20 protein-coding genes and 1 tRNA gene are annotated in these 22,075 nt (G+C 39.9%); 7 read left to right on the top strand and 14 right to left on the bottom strand.

Features of this window, described 5'->3' with window-relative positions:
* Positions 1-118: 118 nt before the first annotated feature.
* Both ACKPCE_RS05265 and ACKPCE_RS05260 read right to left on the bottom strand, forming a co-directional pair.
* Complete coding sequence (locus ACKPCE_RS05265; protein WP_319504443.1) at positions 119-928, bottom strand: Fic family protein; 810 nt, start codon at positions 926-928, stop codon at positions 119-121.
* Positions 929-1,066: 138 nt separating this feature from the next.
* Positions 1,067-1,153, bottom strand: a tRNA-Leu gene (locus ACKPCE_RS05260).
* Positions 1,154-1,300: 147 nt separating this feature from the next.
* Between ACKPCE_RS05260 and ACKPCE_RS05255 the strand changes: the two genes are divergently transcribed.
* Positions 1,301-2,383 (top strand): mannose-1-phosphate guanylyltransferase, encoded by a 1,083-nt coding sequence (locus ACKPCE_RS05255; protein ID WP_319504442.1) that lies wholly within the window; start codon positions 1,301-1,303, stop codon positions 2,381-2,383.
* 55 nt (positions 2,384-2,438) lie between these two features.
* Here ACKPCE_RS05255 and ACKPCE_RS05250 read toward each other — a convergent pair whose 3' ends face one another.
* The 3 genes from ACKPCE_RS05250 to ACKPCE_RS05240 all read right to left on the bottom strand — a co-directional run bounded on the left by ACKPCE_RS05250 (position 2,439) and on the right by ACKPCE_RS05240 (position 4,723).
* The gene (locus ACKPCE_RS05250; RefSeq protein ID WP_276991885.1) at positions 2,439-2,837 is read right to left on the bottom strand and encodes an HIT family protein; all 399 of its coding nucleotides are present in this window, start codon (positions 2,835-2,837) and stop codon (positions 2,439-2,441) included.
* Between the two features lie 84 nt (positions 2,838-2,921).
* The gene (greA, locus tag ACKPCE_RS05245) at positions 2,922-3,386 is read right to left on the bottom strand and encodes a transcription elongation factor GreA (RefSeq protein ID WP_319504441.1); all 465 of its coding nucleotides are present in this window, start codon (positions 3,384-3,386) and stop codon (positions 2,922-2,924) included.
* A gap of 185 nt (positions 3,387-3,571) precedes the next feature.
* Positions 3,572-4,723, bottom strand: a complete 1,152-nt coding sequence (locus tag ACKPCE_RS05240; RefSeq protein WP_319504440.1) for a thioredoxin-like domain-containing protein — start codon at positions 4,721-4,723, stop codon at positions 3,572-3,574.
* A 192-nt stretch (positions 4,724-4,915) separates the two neighbouring features.
* On the opposite strand from ACKPCE_RS05240, the gene pnp reads away from it, so the two are divergent.
* Positions 4,916-7,042, top strand: a complete 2,127-nt coding sequence (gene pnp / locus ACKPCE_RS05235; RefSeq protein ID WP_319504439.1) for a polyribonucleotide nucleotidyltransferase — start codon at positions 4,916-4,918, stop codon at positions 7,040-7,042.
* 307 nt (positions 7,043-7,349) lie between these two features.
* Here pnp and buk read toward each other — a convergent pair whose 3' ends face one another.
* Positions 7,350-8,411: a butyrate kinase gene (gene buk / locus ACKPCE_RS05230; protein WP_319504438.1), complete on the bottom strand. Its 1,062-nt coding sequence runs from the start codon at positions 8,409-8,411 to the stop codon at positions 7,350-7,352.
* A 2-nt stretch (positions 8,412-8,413) separates the two neighbouring features.
* Positions 8,414-9,328, bottom strand: a complete 915-nt coding sequence (locus ACKPCE_RS05225; protein ID WP_319504437.1) for a phosphate acyltransferase — start codon at positions 9,326-9,328, stop codon at positions 8,414-8,416.
* Positions 9,329-9,513: 185 nt separating this feature from the next.
* Here ACKPCE_RS05225 and ACKPCE_RS05220 point away from each other — a divergent pair, with 185 nt between their 5' ends.
* The 3 genes from ACKPCE_RS05220 to ACKPCE_RS05210 all read left to right on the top strand — a co-directional run bounded on the left by ACKPCE_RS05220 (position 9,514) and on the right by ACKPCE_RS05210 (position 11,916).
* Positions 9,514-10,419 carry a S66 peptidase family protein gene (locus tag ACKPCE_RS05220; RefSeq protein ID WP_319504436.1) on the top strand — a complete coding sequence of 302 codons (906 nt, stop codon included), beginning with the start codon at positions 9,514-9,516 and terminating at the stop codon, positions 10,417-10,419.
* Between the two features lie 62 nt (positions 10,420-10,481).
* Positions 10,482-11,480, top strand: coding sequence for a M20 family metallopeptidase (locus ACKPCE_RS05215; RefSeq protein WP_319504435.1), 999 nt, complete (start codon positions 10,482-10,484; stop codon positions 11,478-11,480).
* 7 nt (positions 11,481-11,487) lie between these two features.
* A complete protein-coding gene (locus tag ACKPCE_RS05210; RefSeq protein ID WP_024996935.1) occupies positions 11,488-11,916 on the top strand; it encodes a SufE family protein in 429 nt (142 codons plus the stop codon).
* Positions 11,917-11,954: 38 nt separating this feature from the next.
* Here ACKPCE_RS05210 and ACKPCE_RS05205 read toward each other — a convergent pair whose 3' ends face one another.
* The 6 genes from ACKPCE_RS05205 to ACKPCE_RS05180 form a co-directional block, all read right to left on the bottom strand.
* Positions 11,955-12,170 carry a helix-turn-helix domain-containing protein gene (locus ACKPCE_RS05205; RefSeq protein WP_024996936.1) on the bottom strand — a complete coding sequence of 72 codons (216 nt, stop codon included), beginning with the start codon at positions 12,168-12,170 and terminating at the stop codon, positions 11,955-11,957.
* A 16-nt stretch (positions 12,171-12,186) separates the two neighbouring features.
* A complete protein-coding gene (locus tag ACKPCE_RS05200; protein ID WP_319504434.1) occupies positions 12,187-12,843 on the bottom strand; it encodes a DUF2975 domain-containing protein in 657 nt (218 codons plus the stop codon).
* A 12-nt stretch (positions 12,844-12,855) separates the two neighbouring features.
* The gene (locus ACKPCE_RS05195) at positions 12,856-13,644 is read right to left on the bottom strand and encodes a CPBP family intramembrane glutamic endopeptidase (RefSeq protein ID WP_319504433.1); all 789 of its coding nucleotides are present in this window, start codon (positions 13,642-13,644) and stop codon (positions 12,856-12,858) included.
* A gap of 337 nt (positions 13,645-13,981) precedes the next feature.
* Complete coding sequence (locus tag ACKPCE_RS05190) at positions 13,982-14,908, bottom strand: bifunctional riboflavin kinase/FAD synthetase (protein ID WP_277639469.1); 927 nt, start codon at positions 14,906-14,908, stop codon at positions 13,982-13,984.
* Between the two features lie 12 nt (positions 14,909-14,920).
* The gene (locus ACKPCE_RS05185) at positions 14,921-15,538 is read right to left on the bottom strand and encodes an HAD family hydrolase (protein ID WP_319504432.1); all 618 of its coding nucleotides are present in this window, start codon (positions 15,536-15,538) and stop codon (positions 14,921-14,923) included.
* A 6-nt stretch (positions 15,539-15,544) separates the two neighbouring features.
* Positions 15,545-18,229, bottom strand: coding sequence for a calcium-translocating P-type ATPase, PMCA-type (locus ACKPCE_RS05180; RefSeq protein ID WP_319504431.1), 2,685 nt, complete (start codon positions 18,227-18,229; stop codon positions 15,545-15,547).
* Positions 18,230-18,378: 149 nt separating this feature from the next.
* Between ACKPCE_RS05180 and rd the strand changes: the two genes are divergently transcribed.
* Positions 18,379-18,540, top strand: a complete 162-nt coding sequence (gene rd / locus ACKPCE_RS05175; protein ID WP_024996941.1) for a rubredoxin — start codon at positions 18,379-18,381, stop codon at positions 18,538-18,540.
* Between the two features lie 49 nt (positions 18,541-18,589).
* Here the strand turns inward: rd and ACKPCE_RS05170 are convergent, their stop codons facing one another.
* Positions 18,590-20,284 carry a Na/Pi cotransporter family protein gene (locus tag ACKPCE_RS05170; RefSeq protein ID WP_024996942.1) on the bottom strand — a complete coding sequence of 565 codons (1,695 nt, stop codon included), beginning with the start codon at positions 20,282-20,284 and terminating at the stop codon, positions 18,590-18,592.
* 86 nt (positions 20,285-20,370) lie between these two features.
* Here ACKPCE_RS05170 and ACKPCE_RS05165 point away from each other — a divergent pair, with 86 nt between their 5' ends.
* Positions 20,371-22,044, top strand: coding sequence for a nucleoside kinase (locus ACKPCE_RS05165; protein ID WP_319504430.1), 1,674 nt, complete (start codon positions 20,371-20,373; stop codon positions 22,042-22,044).
* Positions 22,045-22,075 lie beyond the last annotated feature (31 nt).

The following is a 22,075-nucleotide window of genomic DNA, read 5'->3' as shown; positions in this document are numbered from 1 at the left end:
TAAAATTTTATAAATATTCGTGAGAATCACAAAAACCATTTGGCATAAACAAAGAACAGATAATCAAAATACTTCAGGTACTGCATTTCACCAATAACATCCTCAATCTACTCCGTACTCAAAACATAAAACTGAATCCTTTCTTCTGCGAAGCATCAAAACGCTCAATTTCTAAGGAAAGGGACTTTCTTAATTGCCCTGCCATAAATGCCAAGAAAGATTGGTTACTGTCTTCATCTTGCGACTGGCGCAAGGCAAGAATATATTCATCTCTATCTTCTTTGAAGAGTTTCGTTGGAAAAAGGTTATAGAGGAATTGGATATAGTTCATCAACAGACGAGAAGCGCGTCCGTTTCCATCTACCCACGGATGAATGGTTACCAGATTTAGATGAGCATTAAAACTGAGCTCGTATTGTTCTTGAATAGTGGATGCTTTGGCGATACGCTTTTGCAGATAGTTACACAGTTCAGTAACCATTGAAGGGACTTTCTGATAGTTCATATAGGAGCGACCACCGATGCCAGCTGTAACTCCACAGAGACGGTACTCACCTTTCGAAGAATCAAAAGAGCCACCCATTACGCTGTGAATGCCTCCTGTGGAATGCATCAATGTAGCATTGAGGGTTTGTAGGAATGCAGAAGTAATAGGTGTTTTCTCTTTGGCTTCTCTTATCGCCAACTCGTAGGCGTTCTTCAAGTCCCCGTTCATCAAGTGATGAAGAAGAGGTTTACCACCGGCTACAACACCTTCGTCAAAAAGCAGTTGCGCTTCTGATTCAGTCAGGGTAGAGCCTTCGATGGCAGTAGAATGGGCAATGAGCGAATAGAGGTAGTACTTCTCATAGTCCACCGCTTCACTGATACCTAGTTTTACGAACTTACGCTGCAGTGCTTCAATCTCTTGCCAAATTCCTTGTTCCATGAATTGCTACTTAAGTGACTGTATCTATTTTCAAAAGTACTGTTTTTATTTTGTTTCACCAAACAAAGTTGACACTTCTGTGTCTTATATTAAAGCAAAAAAGCTAAGTACTGAATAATCAATACTTAGCTTTCTTAGTGGTACCCAGACCCGGGGTCGAACCGGGATGGAAGTGAATCCACTGGTGTTTGAGACCAGCGCGTCTACCGATTCCGCCATCTGGGCTTAATTGCGGTGCAAAGATACGGCTTTTTTCTAAACCTGCAAGAGTTTCCCTTAAAAATCCGCAGAAAAACAATAAATAACTAACAAAGCATTCCTTTTAACGAAATAAATCCTACATTAGCGGAAACTTTAAAAACAGTCAATATCATGACGAATAAGGATAACTATTGTGTGATAATGGGAGGAGGAATCGGAAGCCGGTTCTGGCCTTTCAGCCGCAAAACACTTCCCAAACAATTTCTTGATTTCTTCGGCACAGGACGCTCTCTGCTACAGCAAACATTCGATAGATTCAGCAAGGTGATTCCCACTGAAAACATCTTTATTGTAACGAATGATATATATGCTGATTTAGTAAAGGAACAGCTGCCAAGCCTAAACCCGAAGCAAATTTTACTGGAACCAACCAGAAGGAACACGGCTCCTTGCATAGCATGGGCCGCCTATCATATAAAAGCAATCAACGCAAATGCAAAAATTGTGGTGGCACCGTCCGATCACCTCATTCTGAAAGAGGGCGAATTTCTCGAAGCCATAAATAAAGGTTTGGAGTTTGTTGGTGAATTTGGACGTTTACTGACCTTGGGAATTAAGCCCAACAGGCCAGAAACAGGTTACGGATACATTCAAGTTGCCGAAAAGGAAGCAGATAATTTCTATAAAGTGAAAACATTCACAGAAAAACCGGAACTGGAACTGGCTAAGGTGTTTGTTGACAGTGGCGAGTTTTATTGGAATTCAGGTATTTTCTTGTGGAGTGCCAGCACCATCATTAAAGCAATAGAAGATTTCTTGCCGGAAGTTGCAGCAAACTTAGGTGCCGGTGCCGAAATTTATGGCACACCACAAGAGAAAGCTTATATAAATACGAATTTCCCAACTTGCCCCAACGTATCTATTGATATTGGTATCATGGAGAAAGCCGACAATGTGCATGTGGCTTTGGGCGATTTCGGTTGGTCCGACTTGGGCACATGGGGCTCTCTGTACGATCTTTCACCAAAGGATATCAACAAGAATGTTGTTTTGAAATGCCAGTCGCTTTTGTATGACAGCAAAGACAATATTATTGCATTGCCGCCCGATAAGTTGGCTGTAATTGAAGGATTAGAAGGTTATCTCATTGCGGAATCAGACAATGTGCTGCTCATTTGCAAGAAAGACGAGGAGCATGCCATCAGAAAATACGTGAATGATGCGCAAATAAAACTCGGAGAAGATTATGTATAAAAAAAGGGAGCTTTCGCTCCCTTTTTCATTTGAAAACATAGCTTATATATCTGTTTTATTTTTCCCAGGCCTTTCTGATTGATTCTGCTATCAAAGCAAATTCAGAATCCGACAATTTCATTTTAGGATTGGAAATAATCATATCAGACTCTTTATTGATGGGAATTAAATGAATATGCGCATGAGGAACTTCAAGTCCCATGACGGCAACTCCTACCCGCTTACAAGGAATGGCTTGTTCAATGGCACGAGCTACGCTCTTTGCAAACACATGAAACGCAGCCAGCTCTTCATCTTGCAGATCGAAAATATAATCGACCTCTCTTTTGGGAACAACCAACGTATGTCCTTTCACCAAAGGATTGATATCAAGAAAAGCAAAAAAGTGTTCATCCTCAGCTACTTTGTAACAAGGAATGTCGCCAGCAATAATCTTACTAAAAATACTTGCCATAAGGGGCTCCTTTCTTTTTTTTAAATACGATTGGGTTAATAGAAAGAAAGGCTGAAATATATACTATTTCAACCTTTTAATACTTTAAAACGAAATGTTCATGATCTCTAAACTGATTTTGCCCTGAGGTACCTGGATGTCTGCAACATCACCTACCTTCTTGCCCAACAAACCTTGTGCAATAGGTGTACTTACAGAGATTTTGCCTTCTTTCAGGTTAGCTTCGCTTTCAGAAACAATGGTATAAGTCATCTTCATGCCATTCTTTACGTTCTTAAGCTCTACTTTATTCAAAATCTGCACCGAATCGGTTTTCAGTTTTGATTCATCAATGATTTTGGCATCAACGATAATAGCTTTTAGCTTGTTTATCTTCATTTCCAGCATGCCTTGTGCTTCTTTTGCGGCATCATACTCGGCATTCTCTGATAAATCTCCTTTATCTCTAGCCTCAGCAATTTGACGCGATATCTCAGGGCGGTTCACAGTTTCCAATACCCTAAGCTCTTCTACAAGTTTCTTGTAGCCTTCTTCAGACATATAAGCCATGTTTTTTTCTCCTATATTTTTTAGTTTTCAAATGGTCATATAAACAAAAAAGAATTCCAACATGAGCCATGCTGGAACCCTCCCTCTATTTTTCTGCTACAAAGATAAGGCTTTAAACAATACGTGTCAAGCGAAAACGGATGCTTTGTAACATGTTTACACAAAATAAAACGTAATTTGCCAAATTACAATAAGGCTTTAATAGCTGCATCCAGGTCTTTAATGTCTTCTCCACGCTTGCTAAGCTCATTATTTTTGTTAACCAGGAAGTAGGCAGGTACTTGTTTTACATTATATATAGCTGCAATTTGTGAGTAAATTCCATTGGCATCTCTCACGCATACCCAAGGCAAATTGTCAACTGCTGTTTTCCAGAAATGCTCATCTGCATCCAGTGATACCTGATAGATTTCGAGTCCCTGAGCTGCATATTTATTATACAAATCACGCAACGTAAAATTATGTGGGGCAGATACTGCACTTTGATAGATCGTAAAATCTAGTAATACGACTTTACCTTTCAGCTCGGTGAGCTTGCGCACATTTCCTTTTATGTCTCTTAAAGCAATATCAATAACTCCTGCTTCAGTAATCTTTTCACGAGGTATTTCTACCGTCTTTTGCACCGGAGTACGGGTATTCTTCATTCCCTTTATAACAATATTATATAGGTTCTTGGATCTGATTGCATGAGGATAATCATTATTCAGACTTGTAGCCACAGCACCAAAACATTTCACATCATCTTTGTTGTTCAACGGATCAAAAATCATGTAATTATTCAATTTCTGGAACAAGGCAAAATAGGCTGCTGCCTTATTGGGTGCCGAGAATATATAATTGACTTTCACATCATCTTTGTATTTGGTTATCACAGCCGATAAACTGTCTTCAAAAACATCGTGAGTGATTACATTGTCTTGTAATGATTTAAACAGGGCATCTACATCCGATTGAAGTTTAATCTGTTTTAAAGTAAGCTCTTTAATTTTCACGCAGTTTTCACTGCCCACAACGTCATAATCGGTCGAGAACTTTGCGTATGGGGCTTTCACTTCTATGGTTTCAGTAGAATCGACCGAAAGATTAACGACTTTATCCTCAATTCTTAGCCTGTAAAACTCCGGAGACTCCGGCCTCAACTGTTTAAAACTAAATGAACCGTTTTTACCCAGTTCTACTGAATCAATCGCCACAACACCTTCCAGACCGGATGATTCAAAATAAAGCATTTTGCCATCGGCATCGGAAACTTCTCCTTTGATATTAAATTTCGGGTCAGAGTTACACGAACTAAGTACTAGCACAGTAAGTGCCATGAGTGATATTTTCTTCATAATAATGATTATGTTTTTGCTTGCAAATATAGTTCTTTTAAAGATTAGTCAAAACATTTTGCGCTCATCTTCGCTTTTTGAACGAAAAAAAACAGTGATGGAATAACTTTTTATCTCATTTACACAATATTAGCACGATAATTGTATATCTTTGCACGAATTTTGAAAGAAGATATAGATAAAACAATTTTTATGATTAACCCAATTGTTAAGACGATCGAGCTGGGTGATGGAAGAGCCATCACACTCGAAACGGGAAAATTGGCAAAACAGGCAGATGGTTCTGTCATGCTACGCATGGGAAACACCATGTTACTAGCTACTGTTTGTGCCGCTAAAGATGCAGTTCCCGGAACAGATTTCATGCCTCTTCAGGTAGAGTATAAAGAAAAATTCGCCGCTTACGGTCGATTCCCTGGCGGTTTCACCAAGAGAGAAGGAAGAGCTTCTGATTATGAAATCCTTACTTGCCGACTAGTAGACCGCGCTCTACGTCCTTTGTTTCCTGACAACTATCATGCTGAAGTTTATGTTAACATTATTCTGTTCTCTGCAGATGGTGTAGACATGCCCGATGCATTAGCCGGACTTGCTGCTTCTGCAGCCCTAGCCGTATCGGACATTCCTTTTAACGGACCTATCTCCGAAGTGCGTGTTGCACGTATCGACGGAAAATATATAATCAACCCTACTTTTGACCAACTGGAGCAAGCAGACATGGATATCATGGTTGCAGCAACGTATGAGAACATCATGATGGTTGAAGGTGAAATGAACGAAGTTTCTGAAGCTGAACTGCTCGAAGCAATGAAAGTGGCTCACGAAGCAATCAAGGTTCATTGCAAAGCTCAAATGGAATTGACCGAAGCGGTTGGCAAAACTGTGAAACGTGAATATTGCCACGAGGTTAATGATGAGGAGCTTCGCCAGGCTGTTCACAATGCTTGCTACGAAAAAGCTTATGCTGTTGCAGCATCGGGCAATAAGAACAAGCACGAACGTCAGGATGCTTTCGATGCTATTCGCGAGGAATTCAAAGCAACTTTCAGCGAAGAAGAACTGGCTGCAAAGGTTGGTTTAATTAATAAATATTATCACGATGTTGAAAAAGAGGCTATGCGTCGTTGCATTCTTGACGAAGGCAAGCGTCTCGATGGTCGTCAAACAACTGAGATTCGTCCTATCTGGAGCGAAATTAGTTATTTGCCCGGACCTCACGGATCAGCAGTCTTCACTCGTGGTGAAACGCAGTCTTTGACTTCTGTTACATTGGGAACCAAACTCGATGAGAAGATGATTGATGATGTATTGGTGCATGGAAAAGAACGTTTCCTTCTTCACTACAACTTCCCTCCTTTCTCAACCGGTGAAGCGAAGGCTCAACGTGGCGTAGGTCGCCGTGAGATTGGTCACGGAAACTTGGCTCACAGAGCTTTGAAGAAAATGATTCCTGCAAACTATCCTTATGTAATACGTGTAGTTTCTGATATTCTTGAATCAAACGGTTCGTCGTCAATGGCAACTGTTTGTGCCGGAACACTTGCGTTGATGGATGCCGGTGTGAAAATCAAAAAACCGGTTTCGGGTATCGCTATGGGATTGATCAAAAATGCCGGCGAAGAAAAATATGCCGTACTTTCTGATATCTTAGGCGACGAAGATCACTTGGGTGATATGGACTTCAAGGTAACCGGAACGAAAGATGGTATTACTGCCACTCAGATGGATATCAAGGTTGACGGTTTATCATTCGAAATTCTGGAACGTGCTTTGAACCAAGCAAAAGAAGGACGTATGCATATTCTGGGTAAAATCACCGAGACTATTCAAGAGCCTCGTGCCGACTTGAAGGATCATGCTCCTCGTATTGAAACACTGACTATTCCTAAAGAATTTATTGGTGCAATCATTGGCCCTGGTGGAAAAATCATTCAGGGAATGCAAGAGGAAACAGGTGCTACCATTACTATCGAAGAAGTTGATGGCGTGGGCAGAATTGAAATTGCCGGAACCAACAAGCAATCTATCGATAGCGCTATGCGTATCATCAAAGGTATTGTAGCCGTTCCTGAAGTAGGCGAGGTTTACAAAGGAAAAGTACGTTCTATCATGCCTTATGGCGCTTTCATTGAATTCTTACCTGGAAAAGACGGTTTGTTGCACATCTCTGAGATGGACTGGAAACGTCTTGAAACAGTGGAGGAAACTGGTATCAAAGAGGGCGACGAGATTGAAGTTAAATTGATCGATGTGGATCAGAAAACTGGTAAATTCAAACTTTCCAGAAAGGTTTTATTCCCTCGTCCCGAGAAAAAGTAAGCAGTCTTTTTGACTAAATAATATGGCCCGGTTGCAAACATGTGACCGGGCTTTTTTATATCCATAAATCAAACTGGTACTAAAAAAGAGAATCGGAAAGTACCCCCATACTTTCCGATTCGAAACAGTCAAAAATCGACCTTAATCAATTTATTAACTTAACACAAGCGCAAAGATAAAAGAAAATTTCTTTCCAATGAATTTTATGCTCCAAAAATTTACTATTTAACATTAAAGAAGTAATCTGGAGCTGAAAAAAGTAACATTCGGTTCTTTTTAAAAATAAATGATAAAGCTTTGCAGGAGCTTATTTGTAATCATTAATAGGCAGTATTCCGTTTAGTGCTTCATAGGCGCTCATGGCTAAAGCTTCCATTTCATCTTCACCGGGATAAACGATAACGGGAGCTATATAAGATACCGATTCCTTGATTCTTGACACTACATAATCGGCATGCGCAATACCGCCTGTCAGGATGATCGCATCAACTTGACCCTTCAACACTGCGCTTTGAGCACCAATGGATTTAATAACGTTATAAACCATGGCATTCAACACCAGTTCGGCATGTTTATCACCCGCTTCAATCATGGAAATCACCTCAGGGACATCTGTAGTTCCCAGGTGAGCTGCTAAACCGGCTTGTCCGGAAATCCTGTTTTTCAATTCTTCACGGCTAAAACGACCGCTGTAACAAAGGTCAATTAAGGAACCGGCGGGCAATGTACCCGCACGCTCAGGCGAGAAGGGACCTTCGCCATCTAATGCGTTATTCACATCAACCGCTCTTCCTTTTCTATGTGCAGCCACGGAGATTCCTCCGCCTAAATGACAAATAATCAGATTCAAATCTTTGTAATTTGTATCGCAATCGGCGGCATATCGCCGGCCAACGGCCTTATGGTTGAGGGCATGAAAGATTGAAATACGCGGCAAGAGAGGAGAACCTGTAACTCTGGCCACATCATCGAGCTCGTCAACAACTCCGGGATCGGCAATCAATGCATGGCAACCGGGAATAGAGGAGGCCAGATCACGAGCAATTAAACCTCCCAAATTACAGGCATGGGTTCGCATAGCGTTTAGTGTATCTCTCTTCATGGCTTCGTTAACTTCATAGACGCCCCCGGGAATAGGCTTTACAAGTCCGCCGCGACCGATCACAACATCAAATTGCAGTGCAATTCCATTGCGGTTCAATTCATTCAGAACGAGCTGTTTGCGAAAATCAAACTGATCCATTATAGTAGGAAATGCCGATAGTTCTTCGACTGAATGGCGTAAGTTTGTTACAAACAAAGCGGTTTTATTTAGATAAACAGCAACTTTCGTGGAAGTTGAACCGGGATTGACGACCAGAATTTTCATAATTAAATATCATTAGAGGATAAACAGGCCATTGCCAAACTATAATATTTTGATAAACCGGAGTCGCTTCTTGAAGTTAGCACAACCGGACAAATTGGTCCCTGCAAAACACCTGCCATCTCTGCCTGGGCAAACAAGCTAACCGATTTATAGAAGGTATTCCCAGATTCTATATTAGGGAAAATAAGCACATCAGCATCTCCGTTAATGGGTGAGGCAATGCCTTTTATGTTTCCGCTTTCACGTTCGCAGGAGGTAAGCACATCCAGCGGACCATCTATGATCACATTGCCAAACTCTCCGGCTTCAGCCAATTCAACGATATTCACATAATCAAGTGAATGAGGAAATTTAGAGCTAACCTTCTCCGTACAATGTATTAAAGAGATGCGGGGTTGTTCAATCCCAAAATGATGACAAGTACGAATAGCGTACCATATCATTTCAATGCGTTGCTGTAACGTTGGTCTGGGAATGACAGCCGCATCCGAGAAAAACAACAATTTATGGTAAGTAGGGATTTGCATAACAGCCAAATGGGTTAACACTTTACCTGCCGGCAACAAACCGTGCTCTTTATCGAGTATGGCGCGGAGCAAATTATCTGTATTGATAATCCCCTTCATGAGTATATCGGCTTTACCCGATCTGACTAAGCGGACTGCTTCGCGTGCTGCCTCATTGGAATCGGGAATATCAATAATCTCTATGTTATCAGAGTAGATACTTAATTCGGTATATGAATGCAGCAAACGGGCGTCTCCCACTAAAAGAAAACTAGCAAAGCCTTCCTCAACAGCACGTTTTATGGCATACTCGGAATGAGCATCGTTAGGGCAAACTGCCACAACACGTTTTCGCTTGCAAAGGGTTGTGAGATGTTCCGTAAGCTGACTAAAAGTGGTAATCGGTTTCATAAAGTTCGATTTTTAGCAAATATGAGAAAAAAGAGTGAACCATACACCATTAAACAACAAAAAAGTAGGAATGACTACTATCCTTTTGACATATTATAATTGTTTCACTACACATAACTCTAACTAATAAGATAATCATATTTTTTTATGTACTTTTGTGGCATTCAATCATCAAAGCAATAAATATGGACAACTTCATATTTCCATCTTATTTGCAAGAGGGAGATAAGGTGGCAATCGTGTCTCCTTCAGGCAAAATAGACAAGAATCTTTTAAAAGGTTCACAAGAACGTTTAGCTTCTTGGGGGCTCCAATCAATATTGGGCAAACATGCCGCTGCTGCATCGGGTAAATATGCCGGAAGCATAAACCAGAGGCTTGATGATTTTCAACATGCAATGGACGCACCGGATGTAAAAGCAATCTTTTGCAGTCGGGGTGGCTATGGGGCTGTTCACATCATAGAGCAACTTCGGTTTGAACAGTTTTGTAAATCGCCCAAATGGTTGATTGGCTTCAGTGATATTACAGCTCTTCACAATCTTTTCCAATATCATGGTTTTGCCTCCATACATGCTCCTATGGCCCGTCACCTCAGTGTTGAACCTGAAGATAACGCCGGCACACTGAGTTTAAGAAACATTCTTTTAGGCCAGCTACCGACTTACAACTGTGCTCCTCACAAATTAAACAAAACAGGAGAGGCAAAAGGTATCATAAAAGGCGGAAATTTAGCCGTTTTTTATGGATTAAGGGGAACAAAGTATGATATTATTCCGGAAAACACCATTCTATACATAGAAGATGTTGGCGAAAGGCCGCATGCCATTGAACGAATGATGTATAATTTGAAATTAGGTGGTATACTGGAACGTTTGTCGGGATTAATCATAGGGCAGTTCACAGAATATGACGAAGATTTATCTCTTGGTAAACCTCTATACGAGGCTATAGCAGATATTGTTAAGGAGTATAAATACCCTGTTTGTTTTGATTTTCCGGTGGGGCATGTGGCTCAAAACATGGCTATTGTGAACGGCGCGCCGGTTGAATTAACGGTAGCATCCAAGGTCGTTGAACTCAAATTCTGACTATCGGATAGTGAACTAAAATAATATATTTGTATTTTTGAAAATCTAAAATAACTCTTTAAATGAAAATCAAACTTATGTATTTAGCTTGTGCTTTATCATTGATTATAGCAACCTCGTGTGGAGCTAATTCAAAAAAAAGCACGACTGTTACTGAGAATATACAAACTGTCAAGGCGCCTGACTTTGATGCGGACAGCGCATATCAATATGTCAATGCGCAAGTTGCATTCGGACCGCGAGTGCTAAATACTCCCCAACATGTTGCTTGCGGTAATTATCTGGCAGCGAAACTAGAGAAGTTTGGTGCTAAGGTTACCAATCAATATGCCGATCTGCTTCGTTACGATGGAGTGATACTAAAAGCTCGAAATATTATTGGTTCGTATAAGCCTGAAAATAAAAAACGCGTATTGCTATTTGCGCATTGGGATACTCGTCCCTGGGCGGATAATGACCCCAATGAACAGAACCACCACACTCCTATTTTAGGAGCAAACGATGGTGCAAGCGGTGTAGGTGTATTGCTGGAAATTGCGCGTCTGCTAGGACAACAACAACCGGAGTTAGGTGTGGATATTATCTTCTTTGACGCTGAAGATTACGGTGCCCCTCAATTTTATAATGGCGAACACAAAGAAGAGTATTGGTGTCTTGGCACACAGTATTGGGCGAGGAATCCGCACGTGCAGGGCTACAATGCTAGATTTGGCATTTTACTCGATATGGTAGGAGGCAAGAATGCCACTTTCTATAAAGAAGGTTATTCTGAAAAGTATGCCAAAGATGTAAATGATAAGGTATGGAAGAAGGCTAACGAGATGGGATACGGACGTTTCTTTATCAATAAAGAAGGAGGTCCGGTTACAGATGACCACTTATTTATAAATAGATTGGCCGGAATACCCAGCATTGATATCATTCCAACCGACGAAGGAAGCGAGTTATCAGGCTTTGGCTCTTTCTGGCATACAGTCAATGACAACATGGATATTATTGACAGATCAACTCTTAAGGCTGTGGGGCAAACTGTATTGGAAGTAATATATAACGAAAAATAAAAAAAGAATGTCTATCAACGAATTACAAGACGAAGTTGTTGCTGAGTTCAATGACTTTAGCGATTGGATGGATCGCTATCAACTACTTATTGATTTAGGAAATGAACAAGAACCGCTCGAAGAAAAATATAAAACGGAACAGAATTTGATTGAAGGCTGCCAAAGCAGGGTCTGGTTGCAAGCTGATGAAGTGGATGGAAAGCTTATTTTCAAAGCAGAAAGCGATGCCCTCATCGTGAAAGGAATCATAGCACTGCTCATCAAAGTTGTTTCAGGACATACTCCCGATGAGATACTAAGTTCTGATCTTTATTTTATTGAAAAGATAGGTTTGAAAGAGCATCTGTCACCAACACGAAGTAACGGTCTGCTGTCGATGGTCAAACAAATAAGAATGTATGCCTTGGCCTACAAAGCCAAAGAAAGGAAGCTTTAAGCTTCCTTTCTTTTTTATATTCATGTGCAGATAAGAAGCTATTCTTTGCCATCATCGCGGAATTCTAATATATCTCCCGGTTGACAATCAAGTATTTTACATATTGCCTCTAAAGTAGAAAAACGAATGGCTCTGGCCTTACCGGTTTTAAGAATGGAAAGATTGGCAGGAGTAATATCAACTTTCTCAGCCAACTCTCCCAAAGAAATCTTCCTGCGGGCCATCATTATATCCAGATTTACTATAATAGACATATTCTTTCCTTCCTTTTTAAATAGTAAGTTCTTGTTCTTCCTGCAAACGTAAACCAATTGCAAATACTTCCGCAATGATAAATGATATAATACCAAGAACCAAGGTTGTAATTGACAACAGTTCAGACAAATGCATCGAATAACCTTTTAACGCAAAGGCATCCGCCAATTCATAATTACTAATAATCAAAGCAACAAGCGAGCACGTGAAACTAAATGTCAATGCACCTCCAAGCCACCTCAACCGGGATACGTTTTTCCAATTAAAAATATCCGATTTATTAATAGAGATGATAATACGTATAAAGAAGACTACAGAGAGAGCGATTGATATAAATTCAAGCAAAGACAAAATTCCTGAAATCAGCAGAGTACACATACTCGGGTTGGTCTTTACACTAACTATTAACTGACTATACATGGCGGGTACATAAGAGGATGTTTTTTCATTATATACGGAATCAGTAAAACATGTAAAATTATCCGGAGTAAAAGCAGCCAATTTTAAATGCAAAGCAGGATTGTCATTCTTTGCAGCCTTATCTGCTTTAATGTTTTTAGCCATCTTAAGCCCGGCGCTCACTCCACGGCCAAAATCATACAAAGTCGAAAACACAGAGTAGCTCAGAACAAGCATAACAAATAAACAAAGTAAATTCAATCGTCTTTTCATTCGGTTATATTATTAATTTATAATGTTTGCGTTTTCCCGTTTCTTGTGTGCCATTAATTTCTCCATATAAAGAACAAGCAAAATCATCAAAGCCATTGCTATTCCCAAATATAAGGTATATTTATCGCCCGAGAGTTCATTGAGATAGTCAACATCAGGGTATTTGGCTGCAAGATAAACAGAAGTACTGTTATTCACTATATGCATAACAATTCCTGGCAGGAGGCTTTTGGTTTTGTAGTACATCCAAGCAAAAACAAAACCGACCAGAGCAGCACCTACAACCTGAACAGGGTTTAAGTGAAAAATCCCGAAAATCAATCCGGAAAGAATAATCGCTTTTGCCGGTTTGTATTTCTTCAATAGGATTTTTGTGATAGCACCCCGAAAAAGAAGCTCTTCCAAAATGGGACCAAGCACGCTTACGCAAAGAATCCCCAGCCAATTGGAAGATAGCACATCAAACGAAGCATCTAACCAATTGGGAAGAAAGGTAAGATGTGACATCAGCCAATCAATCAAAAACATGACGGAAAATGTAAGCAGAATAACCGAAGACAGATAAGAAGCAGAGATAGCACTCCACGATTGCAGGTCAAAGGGAATGTACTTTTTCCGAAAGAGATAAAATGTCATTAAGCCAAACCCGACTAGCATAGATGGGGCTAACATCATGTCTTGTACCAAGGAAAAGTCCTTGTACAACACAAGAGCAATAATGGCGCAAGGTATCATAGCCAATATAGCCCCAACAATCTGGCAGGCGAAATACACCAATACTAATTTGATAGCTTCTTTCATTTTTCGTTATTCAGGATGCAAAGATAAACTTTTATTTTAAATTGATTATGCACAAGCGGCTGTACCGCAAATAAACATGACCATAACCGAGATGGATACAATCAACATAGTAATGCTTAGTAATGAACTTTTCATAAGACGTAAATTTGTTATTCAATAATAATATATTGTTTTTCGATATGCAAAGAAAAACAGTATTTATCACATACGCAAATATTTTATTGAAAAACAATAAAAAAAATATGTATTTCAATAACAAAAAGTCTTTTATACGAAAATAAGCCTTAAAAAAGGAAGAATGGAAAGTAATGTGAAACAGCAATAAATAGAAAGGGAATCAACGGGGTAGAACCGAATCAACGAATGCAGCATCACGTTTCAATTGTGCTATCAGTTCATCAAGTCCGGAGAACTTCATCTCAGAACGAATACGGCTTACGAAATAAAGGCGTATCTTTTCATCATAAATATCTTCGTCAAAACGAAGGATGTGAACCTCAATACTTTTTTTCGACCCGTTATCGAGAGTTGGCCGGTAACCGATATTAAGCATACCAGCATATAAACACCCCTTAACCTCCACACGTACTGCGTAAACACCATCTGAGGGAATCAACTTATTGGATTCACGTAGATCTAGGTTTGCCGTGGGGAATCCAATAGTTCGCCCAACGCGATACCCCCCCACAACAACACCTTCAATTGAATAATTATACCCGAGATAACGAGTTGACAAATCAATTTTGCCTTCTAGCAGATGTGTTCTGACCAAAGATGAGCTGATATTCAAATCATCAATCATGCAGGCTTGGGCTCTATACACATTCATTCCTATCTGTTGGCCATAGCGTACGTAGTCCTCAAAGCCTTCACTTCTATTATGCCCAAAACGGTGATCATATCCTATAATCAAGGTGCTTACATTGTACCTTTGTTGAAGTATATCTTTCATGAAAGAGAGAGCTGATAATTGAGATAATTCAACCGTGAAGTCAAGCATAATACAATAATCAACACCTTGAGCTTTCAGCAGTTCTATCTTCTCTTCAGGGGTAGTAAGCAACTCCGGACGGTAATCAGACTTCATCACTTGGCGTGGATGGACCGGAAAAGTGATTAATGCAGAACGTAACCCCTGATCCTTTGCAAGTTCTTTCACCTGCTCTATAAGAAAGCGGTGTCCCAGATGCACGCCATCAAAAAAACCGATGGTAGCAACACATGGTTCCAAAGGAAGATCTGGAATATTATCGATAATCTGCATGTTATTTTAGTCTTATTTAAACAAGTGTCCCCAATCCTCGCCTGCCTCAGGAGTATAAGTAGATATTCCTAGAGATTGGGCTGTCTGACAGTTTGCGGGGGCATCATCAATAAAGAAAGTTTCTTCAGGAACTATACCTGTCTCAGCAAGTAGAGTCTCGAACATATCCTTTTCAGGTTTTGCTTGATGTAATTCAAACGAAAGAAACATCTTCTCAAAATAGTCTTCCACACGAAATCCCTTATGCGGGAAGGTATTGGCACATGACCATTTCCAATGAATTATATTGGTGTTACTTAACAAGTAAACCACATAGTGTTCACGAAGTTTCAGTAACAAATCGAGCTTATAAGTAGGGATGCCAACCAAAAAACTGTTCCAGGCAGCATCGATTTGCTTATCGGTAAAAAGCTTATTTGAACGTTCGCGAATTATATTTCTGAATTCCGAAGCAGTAATCAAACCTTTCTCCAACTCCATAAAAAAACCTTGTTGGCGATACGGGTCAATCAAATCTCCAAAGTCCGCTACGCCCAATTGTTCGAAGTTCCTGATACAACGATCTCTATCCAGATCTATCAATACACCACCAAAATCAATTATAAGGTTTTTAATGCCTTTTCTTTTCATCTGTTTTTATTTATATATCAAACGTCTAACCAGTCGGATTATTTCACCAATCCAAAGTACTAAAGAAGAGGTTGCTATAATAACAACCCATGTATGGAAGTTCAACGGTTCTGTGCGGAATATATCACCACCAAACTGAACAATACAGAACTGTCCTCCTAATATAGCAAGTACAACCAATTCCATTCCATACGATTTGCTCAATCCCTTGAATGCAGAATCAGTTGTTCCAAACACACGAGCATTAAACAGGTTCCAAAACTGCAACATAACAAAAAACGTAAAGAAGATGGTTAGGTCGTGAACAGACATTGCACCTGCAGCATCTGTAAAATAGAAGATTAACCCCATTAAAACAGCCAAGAAGATAGTTCCTACTCCAATAATGTTATATCGCATTGGTTTAGTGATGATAAAGTCATCACTTTTGCGTGGTTTATCATTCATCACTTTTTCACTAGGCGGTATAGAAGCCAGAGCAAGGGCTGCAAAAGTATCCATTATTAAATTAACCCATAGCATTTGCGTCACAGTAAGTGGCAGTTCGGTTCCCATAAAGGCACCAATCAAAACAATCAGGAGGGCCACAAAATTGATGGTTAACTGAAACACAATAAAACGCTGGATATTTTTATAGAGCGAACGTCCCCACATCACAGCGGTGCCAATACTATTAAAAGAATCATCAAGCAATGTGATATCGCTCGCTTCTTTGGCAACAGAGGTTCCTGTACCCATAGAAAGTCCCACTTGTGCGTGATTCAACGCCGGTGCGTCATTTGTTCCGTCACCTGTCACGGCCACCACTTCGCCCTTCTGCTGAAGCAATTGCACAAGTCTTTGCTTATCAGTTGGACGTGCACGAGACATGATCTTCAAATCTCTTACTCTTTCCAGCGCTTCCTCATCAGTCAGCTCAGCGAAAGCAACTCCCGTAATTCTATTCCGTTCTGTATCTTCAGCGGTCCACAAGCCAATTTGACGAGCAATCTCTGTAGCTGTTCCGGGAGTATCGCCTGTTACAATTTTAATCCCGATACCGGCCGACTGGCATTTAGCAACCGCAGCAGGCACATCCTCACGAATAGGGTCAGAGATAGCTACAACTCCAAGAAAATTTAAATCATTGGCTGAAACTAAGGCAACACAATCAGCGTCTTCATTGTCGTCAACTATTTTATAGGCAAAGCCCAGCGTACGCATTGCCATGTTTTGATAAGTCATAAGTTGCTCATCAATGGTCTTTTTATAGTCCTGCGCACTGGCTTGTCCATCCGACAACACAACTTCCTTGCATTTACTCAACACAATTTCCGGAGCACCTTTTATATAAAGCACTTTTTTGCCAGTCTGACCGGAGTGCACTAAAGTGGCCATGTATTTTCTTTCCGTTGAGAAAGTTAGCTGATCAATCACTTTGGATTTTTCTCTTATAGCAAGATAGTCTCTTCCTAAGCTATTCAACCACAGAAGTAAGGCTACTTCAGTAGGATTACCTACTCCTTTTAGTTTTCCTTGTTCTTCAGAATCCTCCAAAAAAGCCGTTGAGTTTACACTAATACCTTCTGATACAAGTTTGCTTGTAAAATCATCTCCCAATACTTTGGCTTCTTTTAAAGCATAAAATTTGGGTTCGTGAACTTGCATCAGATTCTGGGTAAGCGTTCCCGTCTTATCAGTACAGATAACTGTAATAGCTCCCATTGTTTCGCAAGCATGCATTTTACGAACTAAATTATTCGTAGCCAACATACGTCGCATATTTAATGCAAGGCTCAAAGTGACACTCATTGGTAAGCCTTCGGGTACCGCTACAACGATTAAGGTAACCGCCATCATAAAATACTTAAGTACGATTTGGGCGATATCAACATAAGAGTGCCATCCGTTAATTTCGTTTGCGCCTATGTAATGATATAAATCTTTGGTTACAAAAATCAGGAAAGTAGCAATAGCAATAGTAAAACCAACTTTACCAATCAGATTAGCCAACTTGGTTAATTGTATATTCAAAGGAGTGGGTTCAGTGCTTTGTTCCGTACTCTGACGTGCAACCTTACCTATTTCAGTTGCATCACCCACTTTAATCACTTTCATCATGCCGTGACCATCAACAACTGTCGTTCCTCTCATAACCAAGTTTGATGAATAGGTTGCTTCAAGATCAAACTCGGCTTCATTCGTTGTTTTTTCTACAACAGGCTCTCCTGTTAGGTTTGACTCATTGACTTGCAAGGATAATGCCTCAATCAGTTCTCCGTCTGCCGGAATCTCTTCTCCTGTCTCAAGAATAATGATATCGCCAACCACAACATCTTTGCGGGGAATCTCGCGTACTTTTCCTGCACGGATTACTTTAACAAGCGTTTCTTCGTTAACAGCATTAAGCAAATCGAACTTTTTATTTGCATCATATTCAAAAAAGAATCCGATACCGGTAGCAAGCAATATCGCAAAGATGATACCAATCGTTTCTGCAAATTCCTGTTCAATAAAAGAGATGATTAAAGAGAAGATAGCTGCAACAAGAAGTACTTTCACAACCGGATCTTGGAACTTCTCAAGATAAAGCTTCCACAAAGAGGGTCTTTTGGGAGGTGTTAGCAAATTATCACCATACTTTGCTCTGTTTATTTGAACTTCATCCTCGCTTAGGCCTGAATGATAATAAGTTTCATTTGTTGTAGTCATACCAGATCACATAATTAAAAGCACAAAAATACAACATAAAATCGGTAATTCGTGCAGATTAATGCTTTTTATAAAATCAGAAAGAGGCCGATTACCATTAAACAAAACCAGCTATTATCTGTTTAACTGATAAACCAAACGATAAAATTATGAAATACCTTTGTACAGCTTGTGACTACGTTTATGATTCGGAACTAGGCGATCCGGACAGTGGAATTGAACCGGGTACTCCATTCGAAGACATACCTGAAGATTGGGTTTGTCCGCTTTGTGGGGTAGGAAAAGAAGATTTTGAGCCTTTAGACGAGTAAAGAATGATTTCCCCTATGCTAGTTATTTTGCATAGGGGAAATACTCTATTTAGGAAGCTTTCTTTTCTTTCATATCGCTACTAGCCTCAACCACATTCACAACATAGTCGCCCAGTTTTTCGCACTCGCCAATGATATCCATATAGTAAACTCCCATCTGGTAATCATACTCTTTATTATTCACATCAAGGATGTTCTGATTCTTCAACTGATTTCGATAATTATTTATCTCATTCTCAATGTTAAATGACTTATTCACATCAATGCTGTGTTGTTCGGGCTTTTCAATAACCAATATCATTTGCGAAAGAGCCTCAGCCGTCATATTCATCATAAAATGAATGTGCTCATATTGCTTTTCTGTGAAGTCTTGATTCGTTTGACGCTTGCGGTTAATTGTTCTGGCCAAGTTGTAACAGCTGTCGCCAATGCTTTCAATTTCAGTAACTTCACGTAGCATGGAACGAATCTGCAGCTTACTTTCAGAGCTTAAGCGCCCCTCAGACACCTGATTTAAATAATTCGCAATTTCCAGTTCCATGTTATCACTTATATTCTCGTATTTCTCTATACGACTAAAAAGCTTATTGAAATCATCATCCTTTTCTGTGTGAAGCAAGTCTTGCACCATACGGAACATACGGAAAGTACGCTCTGAATACAGATGAATCTCTTTGCGTGCCTGCAAGATAGAAAGTTCGGCAGTCGACAACATGCCACTCGAAATAAATCGCAGTCGGTATTCTTCATCGTCTTCCTTTTTGCGTATGATCAGGCACACCGTCTTCTCTATCAGCTTAACAAACCAAATCATGATGCACACATTACAAATATTGAATGCCGTATGAAATGCAGAAAGTTTAAATGAAACTGCCACTTGAGGATCACTTGCCATGTAAGTATCTACAAAATAAGATATCATTCCGGTAAACGGATAGAAAAGAACCAGCATCCACAGAACACCAAACACATTAAACATGAAATGAGCCAACGCAGCTCGCCGGGCAGAAGTATTAGCCGTTAATGCAGCTAGATTAGCTGTAATGGTAGTTCCTATATTTTCTCCCAAAACTAATGCTGCTGCCAGTTCGAAAGGAATCCAGTTCATGGAGCACATCACTAAAGTAATTGCCATAGTAGCACTAGACGACTGAACGACTATGGTTAGTATACTACCCAGCAAGAGGAATAATAAGATCGACAGATACCCCATGCCCGTATAATTCTGTATGAAAGCAAGCATTTCGGGATTTTCTGCTAAGTTCGGTACATTGTCTTTCAGATAAGCAAGCCCCATAAACAAAAAAGAGAACCCAAAGATAAACTCACCCAGAGATTTTCGGGTACTCTTGCTCGAGAAAATAAGCGGAATAGCTATGCCTAATAAAGGAAGTGCAAAAGATGAAACATCGACTTTAAAACCAAACAATGAAATAATCCACGCCGTAACGGTTGTCCCGATGTTTGCCCCCATTATCACACTGATGGATTGCGTCAGCGTAAGCAAACCTGCATTCACAAAGCTTACTACCATGACCGTTGTGGCAGAGGATGACTGTATCAGTGCCGTAATCATCAATCCGGTAAGTACCCCGGTAACACGATTCGTTGTCATCGCCGTTAATATACTACGCAACCTGTCACCGGCTACTTTTTGTAATCCTTCGCTCATAATTTTCATTCCGTATAGGAACAGACCCAAAGAGCCTATGAGCATTAAAAAATCATAAAAAGAATATTGCATCTTTAATTCGATTGATGGTTATTTGCCTTATAAACAATTTCGCAATATATTTATCCGTCTAATTTACTCATTAAAATGTAATAAGCATGAAACAGAAAATACAAATACATTGCAAAAATAACAAAATTACTAAAGAAGTACCTATAGGAAGCTCACTTTTAGAGATATACAATAGTCTGGATTTCAGATTACCCTACCCTGTTGTAAGTGCCAAAGTCAACAACCGATCCGAAGGATTAAACTTTAGAGTATACAATAATAAAGACATCGAATTCCTTGACATAACCGACCCGTCGGGTATGCGCACGTACGTACGTTCCCTTTGTTTCATCCTATTTAAGGCAGTAAGCGAGTTATATCCCCATGCAAAGGTATACATGGAGCACCCTGTGTCGAAAGGATATTTTTGCAATCTGAAATTAGGACGTGATATCCTTCCCGATGATGTTGAACGCATCAAGGATAAAATGCGTGAAATAATAAAAGCAGATATTCCTTTCAAACGCACAGAATGTCATACCACAGAAGCCGTAAAAATATTCAATGAGAAGGGTATGGATGATAAGGTGAGGTTACTTGAAACATCCGACTCTATTTATACTTATTACTATACCTTGGGAGATACAGTTGATTATTATTACGGTAATTTAGTTCCAAGAACCAGTTATATACAGCTTTTCGATTTAGTAGAATATTACGACGGATTATTGCTGCGTATCCCCAACAAAGACAATCCCAATGAACTGGAGAAGGTAATCAAGCAGGAAAAAATGCTCGATGTATTCAAGGAGTACCTTCAATGGAGCAAAATCATGGACATGAACAATGCCGGTGATTTTAATCTTGCATGCGAGAAAGGATACGCAACAGACATGATTAATGTCGCCGAAGCTCTTCAAGAAAAGAAAATAGCCCAGATAGCCGATACCATTTTTCATAAAGGAGAAAACGGCAACAGAGTGCGCCTGGTTCTGATTGCAGGGCCTTCCTCTTCAGGGAAAACCACTTTTAGTAAGAGATTATCCATCCAGCTGATGACCAATGGACTTCGTCCGTACCCCATCTCCCTGGATAATTACTTTGTGGACCGTGAACAAACTCCTCGTGATGAGCATGGTAATTATGATTATGAGTCTCTATATGCACTCGATCTCGATCTTTTCAATAATCAACTGGAAGCCTTATTGAAGGGTGAAGAGGTTGACTTGCCACGTTTCAACTTTTCGTTAGGAAAGAAAGAATATCCCGGTGATAAACTTAAAATAGATAACAATACCATTCTTATATTGGAAGGCATACATGCATTAAATCCTGAACTCACATCGCATATTCCGGATGCAAAGAAGTTTAAAATATATGTTTCGGCATTAACGACCATATCACTTGACGATCATAATTGGATTCCAACAACTGACAATCGCTTGCTGCGCCGCATCATACGTGATTTCAATTACAGAGGGTATTCAGCACAAGAGACTATATCCCGATGGCCCAGTGTAAGAGCAGGTGAAGATAAATGGATCTTTCCGTTTCAGGAAAATGCCGATGTCATGTTTAACTCGGCTTTGTTGTTTGAATTTGCAGTACTAAGAAGTTACGCTGAACCTATATTAATGAATGTTCCGCGCAATAGCGAAGAATATTGTGAAGCCTATCGCTTGCTTAAATTTATCAAATACTTCGCCACTGTACAAGACAAAGAAATTCCTCCTACTTCATTATTAAGGGAATTCCTCGGAGGAAGTAGCTTTAAATATTAACTAGTAATGAAGATTGTTTGTATTCTGAGGT

The sequence above is a fragment of the Bacteroides graminisolvens genome, from assembly GCF_963666085.1.
GTDB lineage: Bacteria > Bacteroidota > Bacteroidia > Bacteroidales > Bacteroidaceae > Bacteroides > Bacteroides graminisolvens.
This window is presented reverse-complemented; position numbering and strand designations above follow the sequence as displayed.